The 19,536-nt window shown below is 68.8% G+C and carries 22 protein-coding genes; 15 read left to right on the top strand and 7 right to left on the bottom strand.

Going from position 1 to position 19,536, the window contains the following annotated elements:
* Positions 1-4 precede the first annotated feature (4 nt).
* Entirely contained in the window at positions 5-367 is a 363-nt protein-coding gene (locus ACFSXZ_RS02930; protein ID WP_378262724.1) for a hypothetical protein, read from the top strand.
* 60 nt (positions 368-427) lie between these two features.
* Here ACFSXZ_RS02930 and ACFSXZ_RS02925 read toward each other — a convergent pair whose 3' ends face one another.
* Positions 428-1,678 (bottom strand): acyltransferase family protein, encoded by a 1,251-nt coding sequence (locus ACFSXZ_RS02925; protein ID WP_378260933.1) that lies wholly within the window; start codon positions 1,676-1,678, stop codon positions 428-430.
* Positions 1,679-1,862: 184 nt separating this feature from the next.
* Here ACFSXZ_RS02925 and ACFSXZ_RS02920 point away from each other — a divergent pair, with 184 nt between their 5' ends.
* Complete coding sequence (locus ACFSXZ_RS02920; protein ID WP_378260931.1) at positions 1,863-2,579, top strand: SDR family NAD(P)-dependent oxidoreductase; 717 nt, start codon at positions 1,863-1,865, stop codon at positions 2,577-2,579.
* Between the two features lie 52 nt (positions 2,580-2,631).
* Here the strand turns inward: ACFSXZ_RS02920 and ACFSXZ_RS02915 are convergent, their stop codons facing one another.
* A complete protein-coding gene (locus tag ACFSXZ_RS02915; protein WP_378260929.1) occupies positions 2,632-3,837 on the bottom strand; it encodes an FAD-dependent oxidoreductase in 1,206 nt (401 codons plus the stop codon).
* A gap of 138 nt (positions 3,838-3,975) precedes the next feature.
* Here ACFSXZ_RS02915 and ACFSXZ_RS02910 point away from each other — a divergent pair, with 138 nt between their 5' ends.
* A complete protein-coding gene (locus ACFSXZ_RS02910; RefSeq protein ID WP_378260927.1) occupies positions 3,976-4,581 on the top strand; it encodes a TetR/AcrR family transcriptional regulator in 606 nt (201 codons plus the stop codon).
* Between the two features lie 97 nt (positions 4,582-4,678).
* Here ACFSXZ_RS02910 and ACFSXZ_RS02905 read toward each other — a convergent pair whose 3' ends face one another.
* Positions 4,679-6,220, bottom strand: a complete 1,542-nt coding sequence (locus tag ACFSXZ_RS02905) for an FAD-dependent oxidoreductase (protein ID WP_378260926.1) — start codon at positions 6,218-6,220, stop codon at positions 4,679-4,681.
* A 129-nt stretch (positions 6,221-6,349) separates the two neighbouring features.
* Here ACFSXZ_RS02905 and ACFSXZ_RS02900 point away from each other — a divergent pair, with 129 nt between their 5' ends.
* The 3 genes from ACFSXZ_RS02900 (at position 6,350) to ACFSXZ_RS02890 (ending at position 8,594) form a co-directional block, all read left to right on the top strand.
* Entirely contained in the window at positions 6,350-6,631 is a 282-nt protein-coding gene (locus ACFSXZ_RS02900) for a hypothetical protein (protein WP_378260924.1), read from the top strand.
* A 131-nt stretch (positions 6,632-6,762) separates the two neighbouring features.
* Positions 6,763-7,923: a sensor histidine kinase gene (locus ACFSXZ_RS02895; RefSeq protein WP_378260922.1), complete on the top strand. Its 1,161-nt coding sequence runs from the start codon at positions 6,763-6,765 to the stop codon at positions 7,921-7,923.
* The gene (locus ACFSXZ_RS02890; RefSeq protein ID WP_378262722.1) at positions 7,920-8,594 is read left to right on the top strand and encodes a response regulator; all 675 of its coding nucleotides are present in this window, start codon (positions 7,920-7,922) and stop codon (positions 8,592-8,594) included. Before ACFSXZ_RS02895 ends, ACFSXZ_RS02890 begins: the two co-directional genes overlap by 4 nt.
* 179 nt (positions 8,595-8,773) lie before the next feature.
* On the opposite strand, the gene ACFSXZ_RS02885 is transcribed toward ACFSXZ_RS02890, so the two are convergent.
* The gene (locus ACFSXZ_RS02885; RefSeq protein ID WP_378260920.1) at positions 8,774-9,580 is read right to left on the bottom strand and encodes a class I SAM-dependent DNA methyltransferase; all 807 of its coding nucleotides are present in this window, start codon (positions 9,578-9,580) and stop codon (positions 8,774-8,776) included.
* A 16-nt stretch (positions 9,581-9,596) separates the two neighbouring features.
* A complete protein-coding gene (locus ACFSXZ_RS02880) occupies positions 9,597-10,070 on the bottom strand; it encodes a MarR family winged helix-turn-helix transcriptional regulator (protein ID WP_378260918.1) in 474 nt (157 codons plus the stop codon).
* A gap of 42 nt (positions 10,071-10,112) precedes the next feature.
* On the opposite strand from ACFSXZ_RS02880, the gene ACFSXZ_RS02875 reads away from it, so the two are divergent.
* From ACFSXZ_RS02875 to ACFSXZ_RS02855, 5 genes are all read left to right on the top strand, one after another.
* Positions 10,113-10,490, top strand: a complete 378-nt coding sequence (locus ACFSXZ_RS02875) for a VOC family protein (protein ID WP_378260916.1) — start codon at positions 10,113-10,115, stop codon at positions 10,488-10,490.
* A gap of 383 nt (positions 10,491-10,873) precedes the next feature.
* Positions 10,874-11,992 carry an ABC transporter permease gene (locus ACFSXZ_RS02870; RefSeq protein WP_378260914.1) on the top strand — a complete coding sequence of 373 codons (1,119 nt, stop codon included), beginning with the start codon at positions 10,874-10,876 and terminating at the stop codon, positions 11,990-11,992.
* Positions 11,989-12,705 (top strand): ABC transporter ATP-binding protein, encoded by a 717-nt coding sequence (locus ACFSXZ_RS02865; RefSeq protein WP_378260912.1) that lies wholly within the window; start codon positions 11,989-11,991, stop codon positions 12,703-12,705. The genes ACFSXZ_RS02870 and ACFSXZ_RS02865 overlap by 4 nt, the downstream gene beginning before the upstream one ends.
* 27 nt (positions 12,706-12,732) lie before the next feature.
* Positions 12,733-13,305, top strand: a complete 573-nt coding sequence (locus ACFSXZ_RS02860) for a TetR/AcrR family transcriptional regulator (RefSeq protein ID WP_378260910.1) — start codon at positions 12,733-12,735, stop codon at positions 13,303-13,305.
* Between the two features lie 19 nt (positions 13,306-13,324).
* Positions 13,325-13,747 (top strand): PPOX class F420-dependent oxidoreductase, encoded by a 423-nt coding sequence (locus tag ACFSXZ_RS02855; protein ID WP_378260908.1) that lies wholly within the window; start codon positions 13,325-13,327, stop codon positions 13,745-13,747.
* A gap of 102 nt (positions 13,748-13,849) precedes the next feature.
* Here ACFSXZ_RS02855 and ACFSXZ_RS02850 read toward each other — a convergent pair whose 3' ends face one another.
* Positions 13,850-14,446, bottom strand: a complete 597-nt coding sequence (locus ACFSXZ_RS02850) for a TetR family transcriptional regulator (RefSeq protein WP_378260906.1) — start codon at positions 14,444-14,446, stop codon at positions 13,850-13,852.
* A gap of 99 nt (positions 14,447-14,545) precedes the next feature.
* On the opposite strand from ACFSXZ_RS02850, the gene ACFSXZ_RS02845 reads away from it, so the two are divergent.
* Positions 14,546-15,778 (top strand): cytochrome P450, encoded by a 1,233-nt coding sequence (locus tag ACFSXZ_RS02845; protein WP_378260904.1) that lies wholly within the window; start codon positions 14,546-14,548, stop codon positions 15,776-15,778.
* A gap of 31 nt (positions 15,779-15,809) precedes the next feature.
* Here the strand turns inward: ACFSXZ_RS02845 and ACFSXZ_RS02840 are convergent, their stop codons facing one another.
* Entirely contained in the window at positions 15,810-16,871 is a 1,062-nt protein-coding gene (locus tag ACFSXZ_RS02840) for an aldo/keto reductase (RefSeq protein WP_378260902.1), read from the bottom strand.
* Positions 16,872-17,027: 156 nt separating this feature from the next.
* Here ACFSXZ_RS02840 and ACFSXZ_RS02835 point away from each other — a divergent pair, with 156 nt between their 5' ends.
* The 3 genes from ACFSXZ_RS02835 to ACFSXZ_RS02825 all read left to right on the top strand — a co-directional run bounded on the left by ACFSXZ_RS02835 (position 17,028) and on the right by ACFSXZ_RS02825 (position 19,517).
* A complete protein-coding gene (locus ACFSXZ_RS02835) occupies positions 17,028-17,915 on the top strand; it encodes an AraC family transcriptional regulator (RefSeq protein WP_378260900.1) in 888 nt (295 codons plus the stop codon).
* Between the two features lie 71 nt (positions 17,916-17,986).
* Positions 17,987-18,664 carry a GntR family transcriptional regulator gene (locus tag ACFSXZ_RS02830; protein ID WP_378260898.1) on the top strand — a complete coding sequence of 226 codons (678 nt, stop codon included), beginning with the start codon at positions 17,987-17,989 and terminating at the stop codon, positions 18,662-18,664.
* Entirely contained in the window at positions 18,651-19,517 is an 867-nt protein-coding gene (locus ACFSXZ_RS02825; RefSeq protein ID WP_378260896.1) for an SCO6745 family protein, read from the top strand. The genes ACFSXZ_RS02830 and ACFSXZ_RS02825 overlap by 14 nt, the downstream gene beginning before the upstream one ends.
* The last annotated feature ends 19 nt before the right edge of the window (positions 19,518-19,536 follow it).

The raw sequence follows: 19,536 nt of genomic DNA, 5'->3' as shown, positions 1-19,536 counted from the left end.
CGAAATGTCACGTGACGTTTTGGTGCAGACGGGGTCGGCGCGGCGGGGTGGAGTGAAGCACTGTGGCTGGTGCGGTCGCCGGCTGGAACAGGGGACGACGATAGGGAGGAGGCGGCAGTACTGCGGCCAGTCGTGCCGCCAGCGGGCCTACGAACGGAGAAGCGCCCTCCAGCGCACCGGCCTTCCCGAAGACGCCGTCGTGCTGTCCAACGGTGAGATCGCCACGCTGCTGGACAAACTCTTCCAACTGCGGTGCGCCGCCGAAGACGTCGCCACCGCGGCCGAAGACGGCGCCGGGGCCGACGAACTCCGCCGCATGGCCGGAGAACTCGCGCGCACCGCCCGCGATCTCGAACGCCTTCGCTGATCGCCCGCGGAGGCAAACAAGCCGGTGCCACAAGGGGAATCACCATGCTCGCCCCACAGCTCACGCCGCTCCACCGCGGCGGAGCAGCTTCCGGCCCCACTGCCGGCCCGGCGTTTCGATGAAGCGGTAGGTCAGCACGCACAGTGGCAGCAGCACGGCGTAGAAGGCGATCTCGAGTAGCACATTGTCGTGCCGCAAGCGGCCGATCAGGCCGTACCACACCCCCAGCAGCAGCGGATGCACCAGGTAGACCGAATAACTGATCGTTCCCAGTCCGACCAGCCAGCGGGGCAAGCGACGGTGGCGCAACGCCAATCCGGCGCCGAAGGTCACCAGAGCCAACAGGAACGCCACGACCCAGCCGGTCCGGGTCGAATGGGTTCCGTCCCCCTGCCGGCACACACTCACCACGGCGCAGATGGTCACCGCGACCGCCGCACATGCGGTATGACGCCAAGTGCTCTGACCGTTCCCGGCCCGGTAGACGGCCGTGCCGAGGAACATCAGGGCCAGGATCACCAGGCCCTCCCACAGGGGGACCGTACCGTTGCAAGCGACCAGGACGAGCGCCAGCACCGCACCCACCATGCCACCGAACACGCGCAGCACCGGCGACCCGGTGCTCGCGCAGCAGATGGTCAAGACCATGGCCGCCGACGCCAGCGCGATCAACGGACCGGTGCCGACCGTGCCCGACAGGGCCGAAACCGGAAGAACGACGCCCGCCGCCACGCTCACGGCGGCCGACCCGGCCAGGATCACGGCGGCCGCCGCCGATTTCCGGTGCTGTCCGATGGTGAAAAGACCCACCACCACCAGGTAGAACGCCATTTCATAGGACAGCGTCCACAAAACGAGCACCAGGCTGGGTGTGCCCAGTAACTCTTGGAGCAACGTGACATGGGCGAGCGCAACCGTGACAATGCTTTGCCCACCGGAACCGCGAATCGCCGGGAATCCCGACAGTTGCACCGCGAGCACCACGGCGACGACAGCGATCAGCAGGGGATAGAGACGGAATACCCGGCCGAGCCAAAACGTCCGGACGCATCCCCGCCGCTCGAGCGAGGCAGGAATGATGTAGCCGCTCACCAGGAAGAACACCATGATGCCGTACCGGCCTGTGTTGAAGACCGGCATCAACTCGCGACGGAATTCCGGCATGAACGACAAGGACGAGTGGTCGAATACCACGGCAAGTGCGGCAATACCGCGCAAAGCGTCCAGCCAGCCCAACCGCGACGGACCGGCCGGCGAAGCGGGGGACTGGTGCTCAAGCGACGGGGGTGGGGCGGGGAGCGCGGTTGTCATACGGATTCTGACGCGCTGCCCCTGGCCGTGTTCGGCCACCTACGTTATCCGGCAGCACCACGAAGTCGCTGTGCGGAAACGGGCAAAAATCGCCTTCGGGAGCAACCGCAAAGAGTTTGCCCGGACCACCGGATACGCGCGACGATCCCGGGGACGATTCCGCAGCGAGCGAGAAGGAGGAGACGTGACGCGCACCGTGCTTGTCACAGGAGGCACCAGCGGCATCGGCCACGCCGTCGCCGCACGCTTCGCCGCCGAGCAGGCCGAGGTCTTCCTCACCGGGCGCCACGCCGAAACCGTCGAACAGAGCGCGAAGGAACTGGGAGCGCACGGCATCGTGTGCGACGCGAGCGACCCGGAACAGGTCGCGGAACTCGCCGATCGGATCGGCGAACTGACCGTGCTGGTCAATGCCGCCGGGGGACTCCCGGAGGCGGGCTCGGGCGACGGGACCGGTCTGGACGAAGTACTCGCCCAGTGGCAGTCCAGCTTGGCGCAGAATCTGCTCACCGCGGTCCTGACCACCACCTCGGTGCGGGACAAGCTCACCGGCGGTGGTTCGGTCATCAGCATCGGCTCGATCGGCGCCGAGCGGCGAGGTGGCTCCTATGGCGCGGCCAAAGCCGCTCTCGCCGCCTGGAACGCGTCGCTGTCGGCCGAACTCGGCCCCGGCGGCGTGACCTGCAACGTCATCTCCGCGGGCTACATCGCCGGCACGAACTTCTTTCGTGGCCAGATGACCGACGAACGCCACCGGGCGCTCGTCGCGGAGACGCACGACAAGCGACCAGGCACCCTCGACGACATCGCCGAGACCGCCTCCTTCCTGGCCTCACCGGGCGCCCGCCACATCACCGGCCAGACCATCCACGTCAACGGAGGTGCCTTCACCACGCGGTAGCGCGAGGCCGGCCCATTGAACCCGACCACGCGCTTCGCGGCCCCAGGGTCTTCTAGCGATCGCTTCCGGCGCGCCGGCGTCGGTATTCCGCCGCCCTGGCCTGGTAGTCCTGATGTTCCCGCGCGTGATCCGGGGGAAGGTGCGGCGCATCCGGAGATGCCGTGGCGAAGAACTTCCTGAGCGCGGTGTTCGCGTCGGAGGCGAGTTCCCCGGAGCGCGGGAACATCTCGGCCTCGTAGCGCGCGATCGCGTCGTCGAGACTGCTCTCCTTCTTGATGGCGTGCGCGAGTTCCACGCCGTCCAGCAACGCGAGATTCGTCCCGTGGCCGCCGAAGGGTGCCATCAGGTGGGCAGCGTCGCCGATCAGCGTGGCGCCGGGGACGTGATCCCAGGTCAGCGGAGCGGGCAATGCCCAGAAGCCGCGCTGCACGTAGTCGCTGTCGTTGTCGGTGATCAGCGGACGCATGACCGGCGACCATTCGCTGAATTCCCGTAACAGGTAGGCGCGGACGGCTTCACGGTCGGTGACGTCCACGCCGGCCGTGACATGCCAGTCGAGTTCGGCGCGGAAGGCCACGTAGCCGCGGACCACACCGTTGCTGTTGCGCTGGACGATGACCGCGCGGCCGTCGCTGTCGCTGGAAAACATGTGGCCGTCACCGACGATCGCGGCGACCTCGGGGTGCCTGGTGTCCACGTCGTCGAACCGGACATCGAGAAAGTGGACGCCGAGGTACTCCGGCACCGCGTCGGTGAGCAATGGGCGGACCCGTGACCAAGCGCCGTCGGCGCCGATGACGAGGTCGGCTTCGGTACCGGTGCCGTTGTCGAACTCCAGTCGGTGCGCCCCGCCTCCGGCCGGGGTCACGTGGACGAGTCTGTGGCCCCAGCGAACCGTGCCGGGCTCCAGGTGCTCGTAGAGCATGGTCCGCAGGTGGAGGCGGTCGATCTCCGGAGCTGCCTGGTCGCCCTCGGCGGGAGTGAACTCGGCCAGGACGGTGCCATGGTGGTCCCGGCGGCTCTTGGCCTGGCCCTCGACCCGGGCCAGGGCCAGGAAGGCGTCCATCAGCCCGGCGTCCTCCAACGCGATCTGGCCGGCGTCGGCATGCAGGTCGAGCGTCCCTCCCGGGTCACGGGAGTCCACGGCGGTGTCCGCGTCGTAGACCACCGGCCGGATGCCGTGCCCCTGCAGGACACGGGCGCACATCAGGCCGGCGGGTCCGCCGCCGACGATGGCGATACGAGGTGTCGTGGCCATGAAAGTGAGTCCTTTCCGTCTGATGCGGTGGGTGGGCTTGCCGGGTTGACCCGGCCTCCCACACCATATGTGGAACCGTTCTAAAAGTCTAATCGTTCTAGATTTCGATCCGTTCAACGTATGCCTTAGGGTGGGGGTGTGACCGAAACAGGGCGCCGCGAGCGCAAGAAGGCCGCCATCCGTCAAGCGCTGGCGGACGCGGCCCGGGACCTGTTCCTGGAGCGCGGCTACGACGCGGTCGGCGTGCGGGAGATCGCCGAAGCCGCCGACGTCTCGGTGGCCACGCTGTTCAACCACTTTCCCGACGGCAAGGAAGCACTGGTCTTCGACCAGGAGGCCGACCGCGAGGCCGCGCTCGTCGCCGCTGTCCGCGAGCGCCCGGTCGGCCAGTCCATCCCCGAGGCGCTGCGCCAACTGCTCCGTGACGAGCGCTCCCGGCAGGTCCACACCGATCCGGACTTTCCCGCCTTCCTGCGCCTGGTCGACACCACTCCAGTACTGCGCGAGCACGCCCGGCGCATGTTGCTGCGCCACGAGAACGCCCTGGCCGCGGCGATCGCCGCCGACGCCGGGCTACCCGAGGGCGACCCCAGTTGTCAGGCGCTGGCCCACTTCGCGCTCGAGGCCGTCTCGCTCGTTCGCGGACGAGACGACACCGAGGTCGCGCTCGACCGGATCTTCGCCCTTCTCGACACCGGATGGACAGGCGTGACAAAGGAATCCGCCAAGCGCGGCGGCAGCTGACCCTGCGGTCAGCCAACGCCGATAATGGACATTATGTTAAGTGGTGGTTCGGAGTAGCCCCTCGTAGGCACCCCCACGGTGTGCTGTGTCTCGGCGGTCAAGCGCTCCGGCTGACGCCGACCCGGTCCAGGTAGTCCCGCACGGCAGTCCTGCTCGCGCCGGGTGCGCGCAGCGCGACGTAGCCATCGGGCCGCACCAGGACGAGGGTGTCCCCAGTGACGCCGTACGCGGTCCGCGCGTGCCCCTCGACGTCCACCAGATCGGCACCGCTGCCCGGCGCGCCGACCGGCACCGGCTTGATGAGTCCACGGTGGGTGGTGCCGACGTCCTGCAGTGGACCGGCGCAGGACTCGCCGAAGCCGAGCAGGGTGAAATGCGGGCCGCGGAAGGCGTCGAACAGCCGCCGTGGCATACCGGAGCTGTCCACGCAGGGCGCGTCGGGCGCACGATCACCGGCGCGCGGTCCATTCCCGGCGTCGCCGTCGACGGACAGCGAGCTGGCCGGGTAGCCGAGCCCGAGCTGCTGGCCGTCCGGGGGCGCGCCGCCCGTGATGTCCGTGCTGCCACCGTTGACGAACCGCTCCGCGACCCTGCGCAGCCCCTCGGCACTCACGCCGAGAGTCCACGAGGCGACCGGGAGCCGCTCCTCCTGATAGCTGTCCAGCAGCGACTGCCGCGCGCCGGAACACACCATGGCGAGCTTCCAGCCGAGGTTGTACGCGTCCTGGATGCCGGTGTTCATGCCGAGGCCGCCGGCCGGCGGATGCACGTGCGCTGCGTCGCCGGCCAGAAACACCCGGCCCACCCTGAACCGGTCGGCCATCCGCACGTTCACCCGGTACGTGGACAGCCAGCTTGCCTTCGAGAGCCGGATGCCGTGCCCACCGGCGAGATCGTCGACGATCCGCCGGAAGTACGGCAGCGAGGGTTCGGGGAGGCTGCCCTCCGCGCCGAAGCCGCTGAACGGTACGGCCTGCAGTTGCCAGGACCGCTCGTGGCGGAACGGGCACAGGGCCAGGAACCCACGCCGGCGGACGGTCCACTGGTACCAGGCGTCCGGTTCGAGCCCGCCGAGCTCGACGTCCCCGAGCAGCATGGCCTGCTCCCGGTTCTCCCCCTCGAAGCGCACGCCGAGTGCCTTGCGCACGGTGCTGCGGCCGCCGTCGCAGCCGACCAGGTAGCGCGCAGCCACCCGCTCGCCGGTATCCAGCACCGCATGCACACCGTTCGCGGACTGGCTGAACTCGGCGAGGCCCGCGGCCAGTTCCACCCGCACGCCGTCCTCGGCGAGCCGCGCGCGCAGGATCCGCTCGATCCGCCACTGCGGAATCAGCAGCCCGCCGTCGTAGGGCCGATCCGGTGTGGGTGCCCGCTGGGCGTGCGGGTCGGCCTCGGCAACCAGGTCGCCGTCGAGGTACCGCCGGTGTGGCAGGTGCCTGAACCCGTAGTGCAGCACCTCGTCGGCGACACCGAGGTCGTCCAGCACCTCCTGGGTGCGTGCGGTGAGCCCCTTGCCTCGCGAACCGGGGAAGTGCTCGCCAGCTCGGTCGACGATGCGCACGTCGACGCCCCGGCGGGCCAGCTCGATGGCCAGCGTGAGCCCGGTGGGTCCGGCGCCCGCGATCAGGACGTCGGTCACCGGTCCCCGTCCTGCCGCACTGCCGGCGCCGATGCGGCATGCATGCTCGCCATCACACCCTCCCTGATCCCGTGCGGTCACTGAGGCGATCGGCGGTGAAACTAGCCGGTTTCCGGGCAGGGTGTCCTCGTGCTGGAGGTGGAGATCGGGGTGGATACCTGCCTGGGAAATGTCCACCGCGGTGTCCTACCGCGAACCGACGACACACCCGGGGCGGTGTTCGTAGCGTCGCCATCAGCGGTTAATGCCGTCGTGATAGTGACCATCGAAGGAGCACCACCCATGTTGATCGGATCCCTGCTAACCGCCGGCGTGTTGTTCGGTGTGCCAATCGCGGTGTGGCTGCCCGTGGCTGTCCTCGCTGTGGTGGGCGTGGTGGCCCTCAAGATGCGGAGGCGCCGACGGCGTTGACCACCTCTATCGTTCTCCCACCCTGGTGATCTGGCTTGCCCGAGTGATCGATCAATGCGCTGTGGCCTGCTCGGGTTGGTCAGTGACATCGTTGCGCTAGGGCAGATGCAGATAGATAAGGAGCGACGGCGGTGGTGGTGACGGGGCAATGGGTGCCACGGCGATGGTGGCCGGTGCGGCTGGGTGCGAGCCTGGCCGGACTCGGCGGCATCGTCTACGGCATCAACGCCCGCACACCGGGATTGGGTCTTCACGGTCAGGCACTGGCCGTGCTGATCTGCGTTGTGGTCGCATGCCTGGGCTGGCTGGTCAGGACCGTCACCGTATATCTCGACAATCAGCACCGCACCCTCACCACGACCGCCCCCAGCGGGGCGCTGGTCACCGCGGGTGGCCTGCTCATGAGCATCGCCCCCATGCCCCCGGCGCTGGCCATGGCCGCTATGGGAGCGTTCACCGCAGCCGTAGAGCTAACACCCGCACTGGCCACGACCCTGACCGCCGCCGGCGTCCTCGTCGCGGCCGTCGGCACCGCGACGATCACCCACCAGTGGTTGGCCTTCGCCGGCTACTCCGGCGGACTCGTGGCGATCACCCTCGCGGGATTCAACCGCCGCCAGTACAAACAACGCCTCGTCCAGGCCGAGCAACTGCTCACCCAAACCCGCATCGCCGCCGCCGCCGACACCCGAGCCGCGGCACTGGACGAACGCACCCGCATCGCCCGCGATATCCACGACGTGCTCGCGCACTCCCTTGGCGCAGTGGCCGTGCAACTCGACGCCGCCGACGCACTCCTCGAGGCCGACACCGACACACCACGAGCCCGACACCACGTCCAACGCGCCCGGCACCTGACCGTGGAAGGTCTCACCGAAACCCGCCGCGCCATCGGCGCGCTACGCAACGACGCCCCACCTCTTGGAGACCAACTCTCCGCGTTGGTCGCCGACCATCACAACGCCGCCACACTCACCATCTTCGGCGAGCCCCGCCCGCTACCGGCGAACGCCGCCCTCACCATCTACCGCACCGCGCAGGAAGGCCTCAGCAACGCGCGCAAACACGCCCCCGGCCAACCGGTGACCGTGCACGTGCACTACCACCACGACAACGTCGCTGTCACCATCATCAACCCCACCAGCACCACCGCCGACGGGACCACACTCGGCGCTACCGGGGGCGGCTACGGGCTACCCGGGCTGGCCGAGCGCGCCACCCTGCTCGGGGGCACACTCATCGCAGGACAAGACGCAACCAACTGGAGCCTGCAGTTGTGGCTACCAACATGACCACCCCTGACAACCCGGCGCTGCGCGTCGTCGTCGCCGACGACCAAGCCGCCGTCCGCGAGGGTCTCGTCACCCTCCTCGACCTTCTCCCCGGCATCGCCGTCGTCGGCGCCGCCGTAGACGGCGGCCACGCCCTCACCCTCGTCGAACAACACGCCCCCGACGTGGTGCTCATGGACCTGCGCATGCCCGGCGTCGACGGCATCGAAGCCACCCGACGCATCCATGACCACCACCCCGCCACAAAAATTGTCGTGCTCACCACCTACAGCGACGACAACTCCATCCTCGATGCCCTGCGCGCCGGCGCACTGGGCTACCTCACCAAAGACGCCGGCCGCGACCACATCGCCCAAGCCATCCACACCGCCGCCGCCGGACAAGCCGTCCTCGACCCCACCGTCCACGCCCGCCTGCTCGCCGCAACCGCGCACCCCCCAGCCCGCCCAGGCACGCCACCGTCAACACCACCAGACGGGCTCACCACCCGCGAAACCGAAGTCCTCACCCAACTCGCCGCCGGACACTCCAACGCCGAAATCGCCCGACAACTCTTCGTCAGCGAAACAACCATCAAAACCCACATCAACCACATCTACGCCAAAATCGGCGCCACCGACCGCGCCCAAGCCGTCCGCTACGCCTACCAACACCACCTCACCCAGCCATAACCCACCAGGTTCCTCCGGTGCGTCTGAATTCGTGCACGCCACGGGATCCCCATCGACTCCAGCAGCCCGGCCGTCGCGGTGCCGCCGGTGGTCTGGGTCTCCCCTAGTTCCCGGGCTGCCTCCGCGGCGCTCATGGCGACCCCGGTCAACAGCGAATCGAGTTGAGCCACCGCACACCATCACGTGCTCGGGTTCGTTTCCCAGACAGAGATGTGTTTGGTGCTTTCGGCGGTGAGCTGGGAGCGATCCCAGTCCGCCCATCGGTGTTTCAGGCGCATCCCGGCGATGCGTGCCATCAGGTCCATCTCCGCCGGCCAGGCATACCGGAAAGGAATGCGGCGGAACCGCCCGGTCCCGTCCGGTGACACGGTGATGTGGTTCGACGTCAGCTCTTGCGTGACGACGTCGTACTGGTCGAACCCGAAATAGCCGCCGCCGTCACCGTCGGGCGCTATCGCGAAGGGGACGGTGTCCTGCCCGGGCGGCAGGCGACGCAGGCTCGGCAGGCCCACCTCGATGAGGAACAGACCGCCCGGCCGGAGGTGTGCGGCCGCGTTGCGGAAGACCTCGACCTGCCCGTCCTGGGTGGTCACGTTGCTGATCGTGTTGAACACCAGATAGACCAGCGAGAACTGACCGGCCACCCGTGTCGTCGTCATATCGCCGATGGTCACCTCGACCGCGTCACCGCCCGGCTTGTCCGCGATCCGTGCCGCCATCGCCCGGCTGAGCTCGATGCCGCTCACTCGCACACCGCGGGCGGCCAGCGGCGCCGCGATCCGCCCGGTCCCTACAGCGAACTCGAGTACCGGGCCGTCGGCCAGGTCTTCGAGGACGTCCACCGGGGGCGTCACCACTTCGGGCGCGTTCGCACCGCCTGGGGCGTCGTAGTCCTCCGCCACACTTTCGGGAAACCAGCCGTCAGCTGGGTCGTCTCCCCCGGTCGCCTCGCTGATCACGCTCGCCGACGTTACGCCCGGGACCATCCGCTCCTCATCCCATTTAATCGCCCTCCGGCGCCACGGAGCGGGCGAGCTGGCCGGCAAGCCTGCGGAGGTGATCAGCGAACTGGGCCGCGTCCGCGCGATCCCAGTCGGCGGTCAGCCGGGTGAAGACCTCCTCCTGCCAGGCTCTGGCGTCGGCCAGAAGCCGGTTGCCTGCGGGCGTGATCGTCAGTGCTGCCCGTCGTCGATCGGTTGCCGAGGCTGTGCGCCGCAGGTAACCGTCGTCGACGACGGCGGTGACGAAGCGGCTGGCGCCCGAGTGGTCGATACCCAGCTGGTGTGCCACATCGGACACCGAGACGTCCTCGCTCGCTTGCGCTGTGGTGGCCACGGCTTCGAGGACCATGATCGCTCGCGCATGGCGTTCCTCCCCCTCGGGAGCACCCGCCGGGCGCAATGCCCAGCGTCGCGACCAGAACCGCACCACGCTGAACAGCGCCGGCCCGGCTCCCACCGGCTCAGGATCCCGCACCCTGCCTCCAATTGTATGCGATACGCATATAATATTGCTGCCATGACCATCACGCTCAACCACACGATCGTTCCGGCTCGTGACAAGCGGCGCTCCGCCGAGTTCCTCGCCTGGTTGCTCGGCCTGACGGCGGGCGAGCAGACCGGCCCCTTCGTTCCCGTCCGCATCAACGGGGAACTCACGTTTGACTTCGACGACGAGGACGAGTTCCACGCCGGCCACTATGCGTTCCTCGTCGACGATGCGCTCTTCGACGCCTTGCTGGAGCGACTCAGCGGCGACACCGTGCCCTACGGCTCCGGCCCGGAACACGGCTGGGACCGCTCGATCAACCACCTCGGCGGCGGGCGCGGGGTTTACGTGCAGGACCCGGACGGGCACAGCTATGAGCTGTTCACCGCCGTCCCGGTCGACGGTTGAGGGTTGGCTGCGTCGATTGCGTGGTCGAACCATTCGGCAAAGAGTCACTGCCGTGGCCGAGAGTTCATCGGTGGCGGTTCGCTCGATGCCGTTCGTCCGCTACTGGTGCGCAGCGACCGTCAGTTCGTTCGGCACTGCCGTGACGGCTGTCGCGATGCCTGTGCTCGTCGTACGGACGCTCGGGGCGACACCAGTAGAAGTCGGAGTGCTCGCCGCGGCCCAGTTTGTGCCCTATGCCCTCCTCGGACTGATTGCCGGCGTTTACGTCGGTCCGCGGGCGTCTGGACACGTTTGCCGACAGGGGTGTCGGGAAGACTTGCTAGGATGCCGACAGAAATGTCGGCAACAATGGTCGGCCACCCCCAGCCGAAGTGGAAAACCCCATGTTCCTCGCCCTGCGCGACCTACGATTCGCCCGCGGGCGCTTCGCTCTTATCGGAGCCGTGGTCTCGATGATCGCGGTGCTCGCCGTCATGCTGTCCGGACTCGCGAGCGGACTGGCGGACGCGGGCATCTCCTCCCTGCGCACGCTTCCGGTCACCCATCTGGCCTTCGACAAGGCCGCGTCCAGCGAGTTGTTCTCGCGATCCACCGTCTCCACGAAGACCTGGGAGGGCTGGGCCGCACAACCGGGCGTGCGCAAGGCCGAGCCCTTGGGCCAGCAACTCGTGCACGCCGAACTGGCCGGCGCAGGTGGCAAGCAACTCGATCTCGCGGTGTTCGGGGTGGAGCCCGGGGGCTTCGCGGCTCCGCCTCCGCTGTCGGGAAGGCCACTGAACGAGGACTCGGACGGCATCCTGATCAGTGAGGAGATCGCCAAGGAAGGAGTCAAGATCGGCGACCGGCTCGTGGCCGGACAGGCGGAGACCGCCCTGACCGTGATCGGCACCATCGGCCATGCCTCCTTCGGCCACGTCGGCGTCGTGTATGCGCCGCTGTCGCTGTGGCAGAAGCTTCACTACGGACTGCCCGGCGCGCTGCCCGCCGCGGCCACGGGTGAGGCGACAGCGGTGGCACTGCAACTTGCCTCTGATGCCGACATCAGCGGCATCGACCGGCGACTGGGCACACAGACCGTCGACAGGACGGGCACCTACTCCGCTTCCCCCGGCTACACCGCCGAGTCCAGCACGATGAACCTGATCCGTGGCTTCCTGTATGCGATTTCCGCGCTCGTCGTCGGTTCGTTCTTCACCGTGTGGACCATTCAGCGCCGTCAGGAGATCGCCTTGCTCAAGACCATCGGTGCCGGGACCGGCTACATTCTGCGCGACGCGCTGACCCAGGTCGCCGTCGTCCTGATCACCGCGACCGCCGCCGGTACCGCGGTGGCTCTGGCGCTGGGCGGGGCGATGAACGGTTCGGCCCCGTTCTCCCTGCAGGCGAGCCAGGTCATGCTGGCCGCCGTTCTGCTGATCGTGCTCGGCCTGGCGGGTGCCGCGGTGGCGGTACGCCGCATCACCAAGGTGCCGGCCATCATCGCGCTGGGAGCCAACCGATGACCCATGCCACTCCCGCCCCGGCCTCCGCGCCCGGCGCCGGCGCGCCGGCGGTCTTGCACCTGAGCGATGTCACGCTGCGCCTGGGCAACGATGAGCAACAGGTCACCGCCCTCGACCACGTCACGCTGGCCGTCCCGGCCGGGCAGTTCCTCGCCGTGACCGGGCCCTCGGGCTCGGGCAAGTCCAGCCTGCTCGCCGTCACGGGCGGCCTGCAGACTCCGACCGAGGGAACCGTCCACGTCGCGGGCGTCGATCTGACCACCCTCAAGGAACATCAGCGCACGGCCCACCGTCGTCGCCATATCGGGTACGTCTTCCAGCACGCCAACCTCATGGCTTCGCTCACCGCGCGCGAGCAACTGCTCCTCCCGGCCCACATCGCCGGCCGTCTGGACACCGCCGCTCGAAGGCGTGCGGAGGAACTCCTCGAAGCGGTGGGGATGGCCGGCCGGGCCGACCGGCGCCCCCACCAGCTTTCCGGAGGTGAGCGGCAACGCATCGGACTGGCCCGTGCCCTTGTCCTTGCCCCGGACGTGCTGCTGGTGGACGAGCCGACGTCGGCCCTGGACCGTGCTCGCGCACACGACATCGCCCGGCTGCTGGCCGAGCAGACTCGCGTCCACAACACCGCCACCGTCATGGTCACCCATGACAGCGAGATACTGGACGCGGCCGATCACGTACTGAACCTGCGGGACGGCAGACTCGACTGACGACGAGCGCGAAAGGCATTCCCGCACATGCCCAAGATCAACGCGGCGACCGTTGCCGAGCACCGTGCCCGGCAACGCGCCGCGCTGATCGGGGCCGCCGTCGACATTCTCGTCGAGCAGGGTGCCGCCGCCGTCACCCCGGCTGCGGTCGGTGCCCGCGCGGGACTCGCCCGATCCAGCTTCTACCAGTACTTCGGCTCCGGCGCCGCGCTGCTGGCGGCCATTGTCGAGGAGTCCTTCACCGCCGCGGACGCTGCCATCGCCGAGGCTCTCGAAAACGTGGAGGACCCCTCCGCCCGGATCGACGCCTTCGTCCGCGCCGAGTTGCTCCTGGCCGGCCAGGGTCTGCACCGGCCCGCCGACGCGCTCATGCGCGCCGATCTTCCGGTCGAATGCCGCGACCGCGTCCACGAACTCCATCTCCTCCACTACCGGCCCCTGATGGCGGCCATCGCCGCGCTCGGGCCTGCCGACCCGCAACTGACCAGCCGGCTCGTCGGTGGCCTGCTCCAGGCCGCGATGGGCGTGGTCGAAAATGGTGCCGACCCCGATGACGTCGCGTCCCACGCCCTGAAACTCGTCCACCACGGCCTCGGCTGAAACAGAGGTGATCAAGGCGATGACCGAACTGCCCCGTGAACTGCGAGACCTGATCGCTTCCGGGCCGATGGCCCACCTGAGCACGATCAACGCGGACGGCAGCCCGCAGGTGACGGTGATCTGGATCGGCCTGGACGGTGACGAAATCGTCAGCGGGCACATGGCACGGCACCTGAAGCTGCGCAACATCGAGCGGGATCCACGGGTCGTGTTGTCCTTCGACGCGCCACGGGTGCCGGGCGTTTTCCTCAACGAGTACGCGGTGCTGCGGGCACGAGCCACCGTGGTGCCCAGCGATGACGCCTGGGATCTGCTCAACCGGCTCGCGAAGGTGTACATGGCGCCCGACGCGGAGTTTCCGGCGCCCCAGGGGCCGGGTTACCTCGTGCGTTACGCGGTCGAGCGCATCAGCGGGGTCGGCCCCTGGGTGCCGAAAGACTGAGCCCGACCGGATTTCGCCGGTGCGGCCCGCGGTGAACATCCTGTTTTCCGGGCTCGGAGAGCATTCTTCTCGCCGACGCCAGAGGTCCTCTGGACGCTGAGGTCAGCCGATCACGCCCATGGCGCTGTCCAGGAGTGCCGAAAGCGGCGGCGGCTGATCGCTGAAGGCCCAGGCGGTCTGCGCCGCCTCGAAGCAACCCAGCGCGGTGGCGATCACGGCGTCGGCGCGCGGATCGGATCGGTCGCCCGGGTCGGTCCCGAGACGGCGTGCCACCTCCGGCCGGAGGGACTCCTGCCACCGCGCGTGCTTCTCGCGATGGCGTGCGACTAACGCGGGCTGGCCGCCGATCAGCCGGGCGAGGCGCCGCGCGCTCGCGCCGGCGGCCTCCAACTGGGCGATGAGCGGGTCGAACGCACGCCGCATCGCGGTCCACAACTGCTCGTCGGACGGCCGCGCGGCGAGCGCTTCGGCCAGTGTGTCACCGGCGTCAGCGGTCTGGCCGAACAAGGCATCTTCCTTCGACGGAAAGTACCGGAAGAACGTGCTGCGGGAGATCTCGGCCGCCGTGCAGATGTCTTCCACCGTCGTCTCCTCGAAGCCGTGCTCGAGGAACAGCTCCATGGCCACCGCGGTCAACTCGGCGTGCATCGCTCGTCGAGCGCGGCCCCGCGCACCACCGACAACCTGATCTGAGCTCATCACGCAGCACGATACCACTACGAATGATACTGTGTCTCATGTTAGAAACTCAGTCCCAGAAACGGCTCGATACCGCCGTCGATCAACAGGAGTAGGGACATGACGACCAGCAGCGCCCACAGTTATCCCTTCGGTGAGACCGTTGCTCTCGAGGTGGACCCGGTTCTCCTGCGGCTGGCACGCGAGGAGCCGCTCTCCCGCATCGCACTGCCGTATGGCGGCGAGGCATGGCTCGCCACCCGCTACGCGGATGTGAAGACCGTGTATTCCGACCGCCGCTTCAGTCGCAGCGCGACGGTCGGCGCGGACGTGCCCCGCCTGCGCCCTGACATCACTGGGGATTCGTCGTCGATCCTTGACATGGACCCCCCGGAACACACGCGCCTGCGCAAGCTCGTCAGCGAGGCGTTCAGCACTCGCCGCATCGCCGCGCTACGCCCGCGTATCGCCGCGCTCACCGCCGAACTGCTGGCTGGGCTGCGCGCCGCGGGCCCGGGCGCCGATCTCGTGGAACACCTTCCGATGCCGCTGCCGGTCATGATCATCTGCGAGATACTCGGCGTGCCCGTGCAGGACCGGCACATCTTCCGCCGCTGCACCGACACGCTGCTCTCCACGACGGGCTACACCCCTGAGGAGCGGGCCGCCGCCCGAACCGAACTCGTCACCTACATGGCCGGGCTCGTGGCCCGCCGCCGAGCCATCCCCACCGACGACCTGCTCGGCGCCCTCGTCACTGCCCGGGACGAGGGCGAGCGCCTCACGGAAAAGGAGCTGATCTCGATCGCGATCACCGTCCTCGGGGCCGGGCACGAGACGACGATGAACCAGATCAGCAACATCGCCTACCTGCTGTTGACCCGGCCCGACCACGGCGAGGAGCTACGCCGCTCGGTCCTCGCCGAGAGCACCCCGGAGAACAGCGCAGGCGTGGCCCTCACGCGCGCGATCGAGGAACTACTGCGCTTCACGATGCTCGGCGCGACAGAAGGGCTGCCGCGGATCGCGCTTGAGGACGTCGAACTGTCCGGCACCACCGTACGCGCCGGCGAGGCGGTCTTCGGCTCGCTGCAGATGGCCAACCGCGACCTTGCGGTCTTCCCGACCCCCCACGAGCTCACGCTCGACCGCACCGAGAACCGCCATCTCGCCTTCGGGTTCGGACCACATCACTGCCTCGGTGCCCAACTGGCCCGCATGGAACTCCAGGAAGCCGTTGGCGGGCTGCTACGTGAGTTCCCGAACCTGCGAATCGGTGTCGCTCCCCACGACATCGAGTGGAGAACCGGCGCGAACATCCGTGGGCCGAAGCGCCTGCCCCTGACCTGGTAGCACCCAGCCTGCCCCGGCGACCGGACAGCGCTTACCGGCGAGACGACCTGAGCGGACGGCGACGGCTCGCCGTGTCCCGGAGCGCCGGAGGTTGCCAGGCGACGTCCTCGGGGTTGACGTCGGTGCCCGGTGGCACGATCTCGTCGATGCGGTCGAGAACGGCGGGGTCCAGCCTGATCTCCGGCACCCGTAGCTGGGGTTCGAGGTGCTCCTTGGTGCGCGGGCCGATGATCGCGGCGGTCACGGCGGGGTGTTCGAGCACGAAAGCCAGGGCCAGTTCCACCAGCGTCAGCCCGGCGGCGGCGGCGACTTCGGCCAGTTCGGTCACGATCCGCAGCTTGCGCTGGTTGACTTCGACGGTGAGGTCGAAGCGCCCACCGGCGCCCGGCCGCGCGGGCATGCGCTTGTCCCGTTCGCTCGTGTTCTCCTTGCCCACGCCGAACCGGCCGGAAAGCCAGCCACCGGCGAGCGGACTCCACGACACGATCCCCATGCCGTGGGCCCGGGCGACCGGCAGCACGTGGCCTTCGATGCCCCGCACCAGAATCGAGTACGGCGGTTGCTCGGTCCGGAATCGCTCCCGCCCGCGCCGCTCGGCCACCCACTGGGCTTCCACGATCTGCTCCGCGGGGAAGGTCGAACTGCCGAACGACCGGATCTTGCCCGCGCGGACCAGGTCGGTCAGCGCACCCAAGGTCTCGTCGACATCGACCGTCTCATCGGGACGGTGAATCTGGTAGAGGTCGATGTAATCGGTCCCCAAGCGCCGCAGGCTGTCCTCGCACGCGGTGACGATCCAGCGCCGGGAACCACCACGGGCGTTGGGGTCTTCGCCCATGGGCGAACCGAACTTGGTGGCCAGCACGACCCGGGACCGGTCCACCGAGGCCAGGGCCTTGCCCACGATGACTTCGGATTCTCCCGCCGAATACACGTCCGCGGTGTCGATGAAGTTGATCCCCGCATCGAGCGCGCGGTGAATGATCGCGGCCGCGTCGTCGTGATCGGGATTGCCCCAGGCGCCGAACATCATCGTGCCGAGACACAGCGGACTGACCTTGATCCCGGTTCCGCCCAGCGTGCGGTATTCCATGTCTCCCCGTTTCGTCGTGGTAGGGAAACGAGAAGATCACGCGGGCGCCGTGCAGCGTGAGACCGATGCGGTCACCGGCTTGCCTGATCCGATCGAACTCGCCCGGAACGCACAGCGCGATTTCGCGCGGGCGGCACCCGGTGCTTGACTCGGGACATGGACGCGCTCGACGAACTCCGCACGCTGGTCCTGGCCGCCACCGGTGTCCAGGGCGTGCGCAAGGCCGAGGTCCTCGACGGCATAACGCTGACCACGGTCGACAGTCCGACCCCGCCGGTGAGCGCGATGTCCGAACCGTCGTTCGCGGTCGTCGCCCAGGGCGTCAAACGCACCACGCTGAACGGGAAGCCGTACGACTACCACGCGGGCCGCTATCTGGTCGTGTCGGTCGACCTGCCGGTCACCGGACAGGCGCTGGTGGCCAGTCCGGACGCGCCGCTCGTGGTGTTCAGCATGAGATTGAGTCCGGCCGCGATCGCACCGCTGCTGCTGGAAACCGCCGCGCCGCCAGGGAAACTCCGGCCCGTGGGACTCGCCGAGAGCGACGCGCCGTCCGAACTGCTCGATCCGATCGTCCGGCTCCTGCGCCTGCTCGGGCGCCGCGACGATCTGCGGGTGCTCGCCCCCGGGCTGCGGCGCGAGATCCTATGGCGACTGCTGACCGGTGAGCAGGGCGCGCTTGTCCGCCAGATCGGCTCTGCCGACGGGCATCTCGCCCACATCGCCCGGGTCGTCCGGTGGATCCGTGAGAACTATGCCCAGCCCCTGTTCGTCCCGGATCTCGCTGATCTGGCCGGGATGAGCGAGGCCACGTTCCGGCGCCATTTCCGTTCGGCGACCTCGATGACGCCGATCGAGTTCCGGCAGCAGATCCGGCTGCGGCAGGCACGCGTGCTGCTCGCCACCGGCATGACCAGCGTCGCGGAGGTCGGATACGTCGTCGGGTATGAAAGCCCGTCGCAGTTCACCCGGGAGTACCGCCGGACCTTCGGGAGCCCGCCGGGTCGCGACGCCGCGCGGCTGACCCAGGTCACGCTGCGGTGAGTCGAGCGGTTTCCCGGAGCGCGCGATCGATCAAGTGGAGATAATCGATTATTTTCTCTACCATCGACTTCATGGGTGAGGGTCAGGCACCGTCGGTACGGACCTACGAGTCTCTGCGGAGGGCCGTACTGCATGGCGAGTTCCGTCCGGGCCAGGCGCTGAAGCCACACGATCTCGCGGCCGAGCGGGGCGTGAGCCTCGCGGTGGTCCGGGAAAGCCTGCTGCGGCTGGCCGGAGAGGGATTGGCCGAGCGGCTGCCGAACCGCGGGTTCGTGGTTCCCCAGGCCGACGACGAACGATGGCAGATGATCGCCCAGGCGCGAACGGTGGTCGAGCCGGCGATGCTGCGGATGTCCATCGCCAACGGTGATCTGGAATGGGAAACGCGGGTGCGCGCCGCTCACCATCGGCTCGCTCGTACGCCACCGTACGAGCACGACGATGACCCCCACTTCTCCGACGCCTGGGCCGCGGCGCACCACGAGTTTCACCGGGCTCTGCTCGACGCCTGCGGCAACGACGTCTTGCTGGACACGTTCGAGCGGTTGTGGACCGCCAGCGAGCTCGCGCGGCGCTGGTCGGCGGCCGGCAACCGCGACCGTGACGCGGTGGCCGAGCACCTCCGGCTCGAACAGTTGGCGCTCGGCCGGCAAAGCGAAGAAGGCGCCGAAGCACTCGCCGCCCACGTCTCCGACACCGCCGCCGTCCTTTCCCCGCCCCACGTGGAGAACCGCAATGCTGCTCACTGACCCTGTTCGCCCCCGCCCGCTGGTCGATCTGGACGCCGTTCGCGAAGTCAGCCGCGCCGTCAGCGATGCCCATCTGTTCATCTACCTCGTCCGCGAAGCCCGGACGATGGCCGCTGAACTCGGAGTGACCGCTCGCGGACCCGCCTACCTGGCGTTCCGGGCGGCCGCGTTGGGCGCTGTGCCGTGGCAGGTCGTCCTCGCGACCTTCTACAACTTCAGCCCGCAGTGGGTCCGGTCCATGACGGGTGTGTGGGACGCCGCCGCACCCGAGCGGTGGCAGTCGGCCCGGTTCGCGGTGGCCGCCCGCGCGTTGCGGCGGGTCGGTGTGGAGCTCACGGCCGACCGGATAGCGGAGGCACGGTCCTTGGTCGACCCCGTCGTCGCGGCCGCCGACTACGCCGGCAAACCACTGGCTGCCGCCAACGCGTCGGTCGCGCTCCCACCGGATCCACTCGTCGCGCTGTGGCAGCAGATCACGGTGGTGCGCGAGTGGCGTGGCGACGCGCACTTCCTCGTGCTCGCGGCCAACCGCGTCGGGCCGTGTGAGTGCAACGTCCTGCACACGGCGACAGGCCGGCTGCCCGTCGGGGTCGTTCGCGCTACGCGCGGGTGGACCGACGAGGAATGGGATGCGGCGACGGCTCGCCTGACAGCGCGGGGCTGGCTCCACGCCGACGGCACCGTGACCGAGGCCGGCCTGGCGGCGCGCGAACGCATCGAGGTCGAGACCGACGAGCACTGCGCCGACTTCTGGGCCCCGATCGGTGCCCAGAAGGCTCGCCGCTTCGCCGCGCTCATCGCACCGATCCACGACGCGTTCGCCGCCGCCGGAACGTTCGACCAACTCCGCTGATCGAAACCGTCCACAAAGG

This window comes from Amycolatopsis pigmentata, assembly GCF_042684065.1.
Classification (GTDB): Bacteria; Actinomycetota; Actinomycetes; order Mycobacteriales; family Pseudonocardiaceae; genus Amycolatopsis_E; species Amycolatopsis_E pigmentata.
Note: the sequence above shows the minus strand (reverse complement) of the source record. Positions and strands in the feature narration are given on the sequence as shown.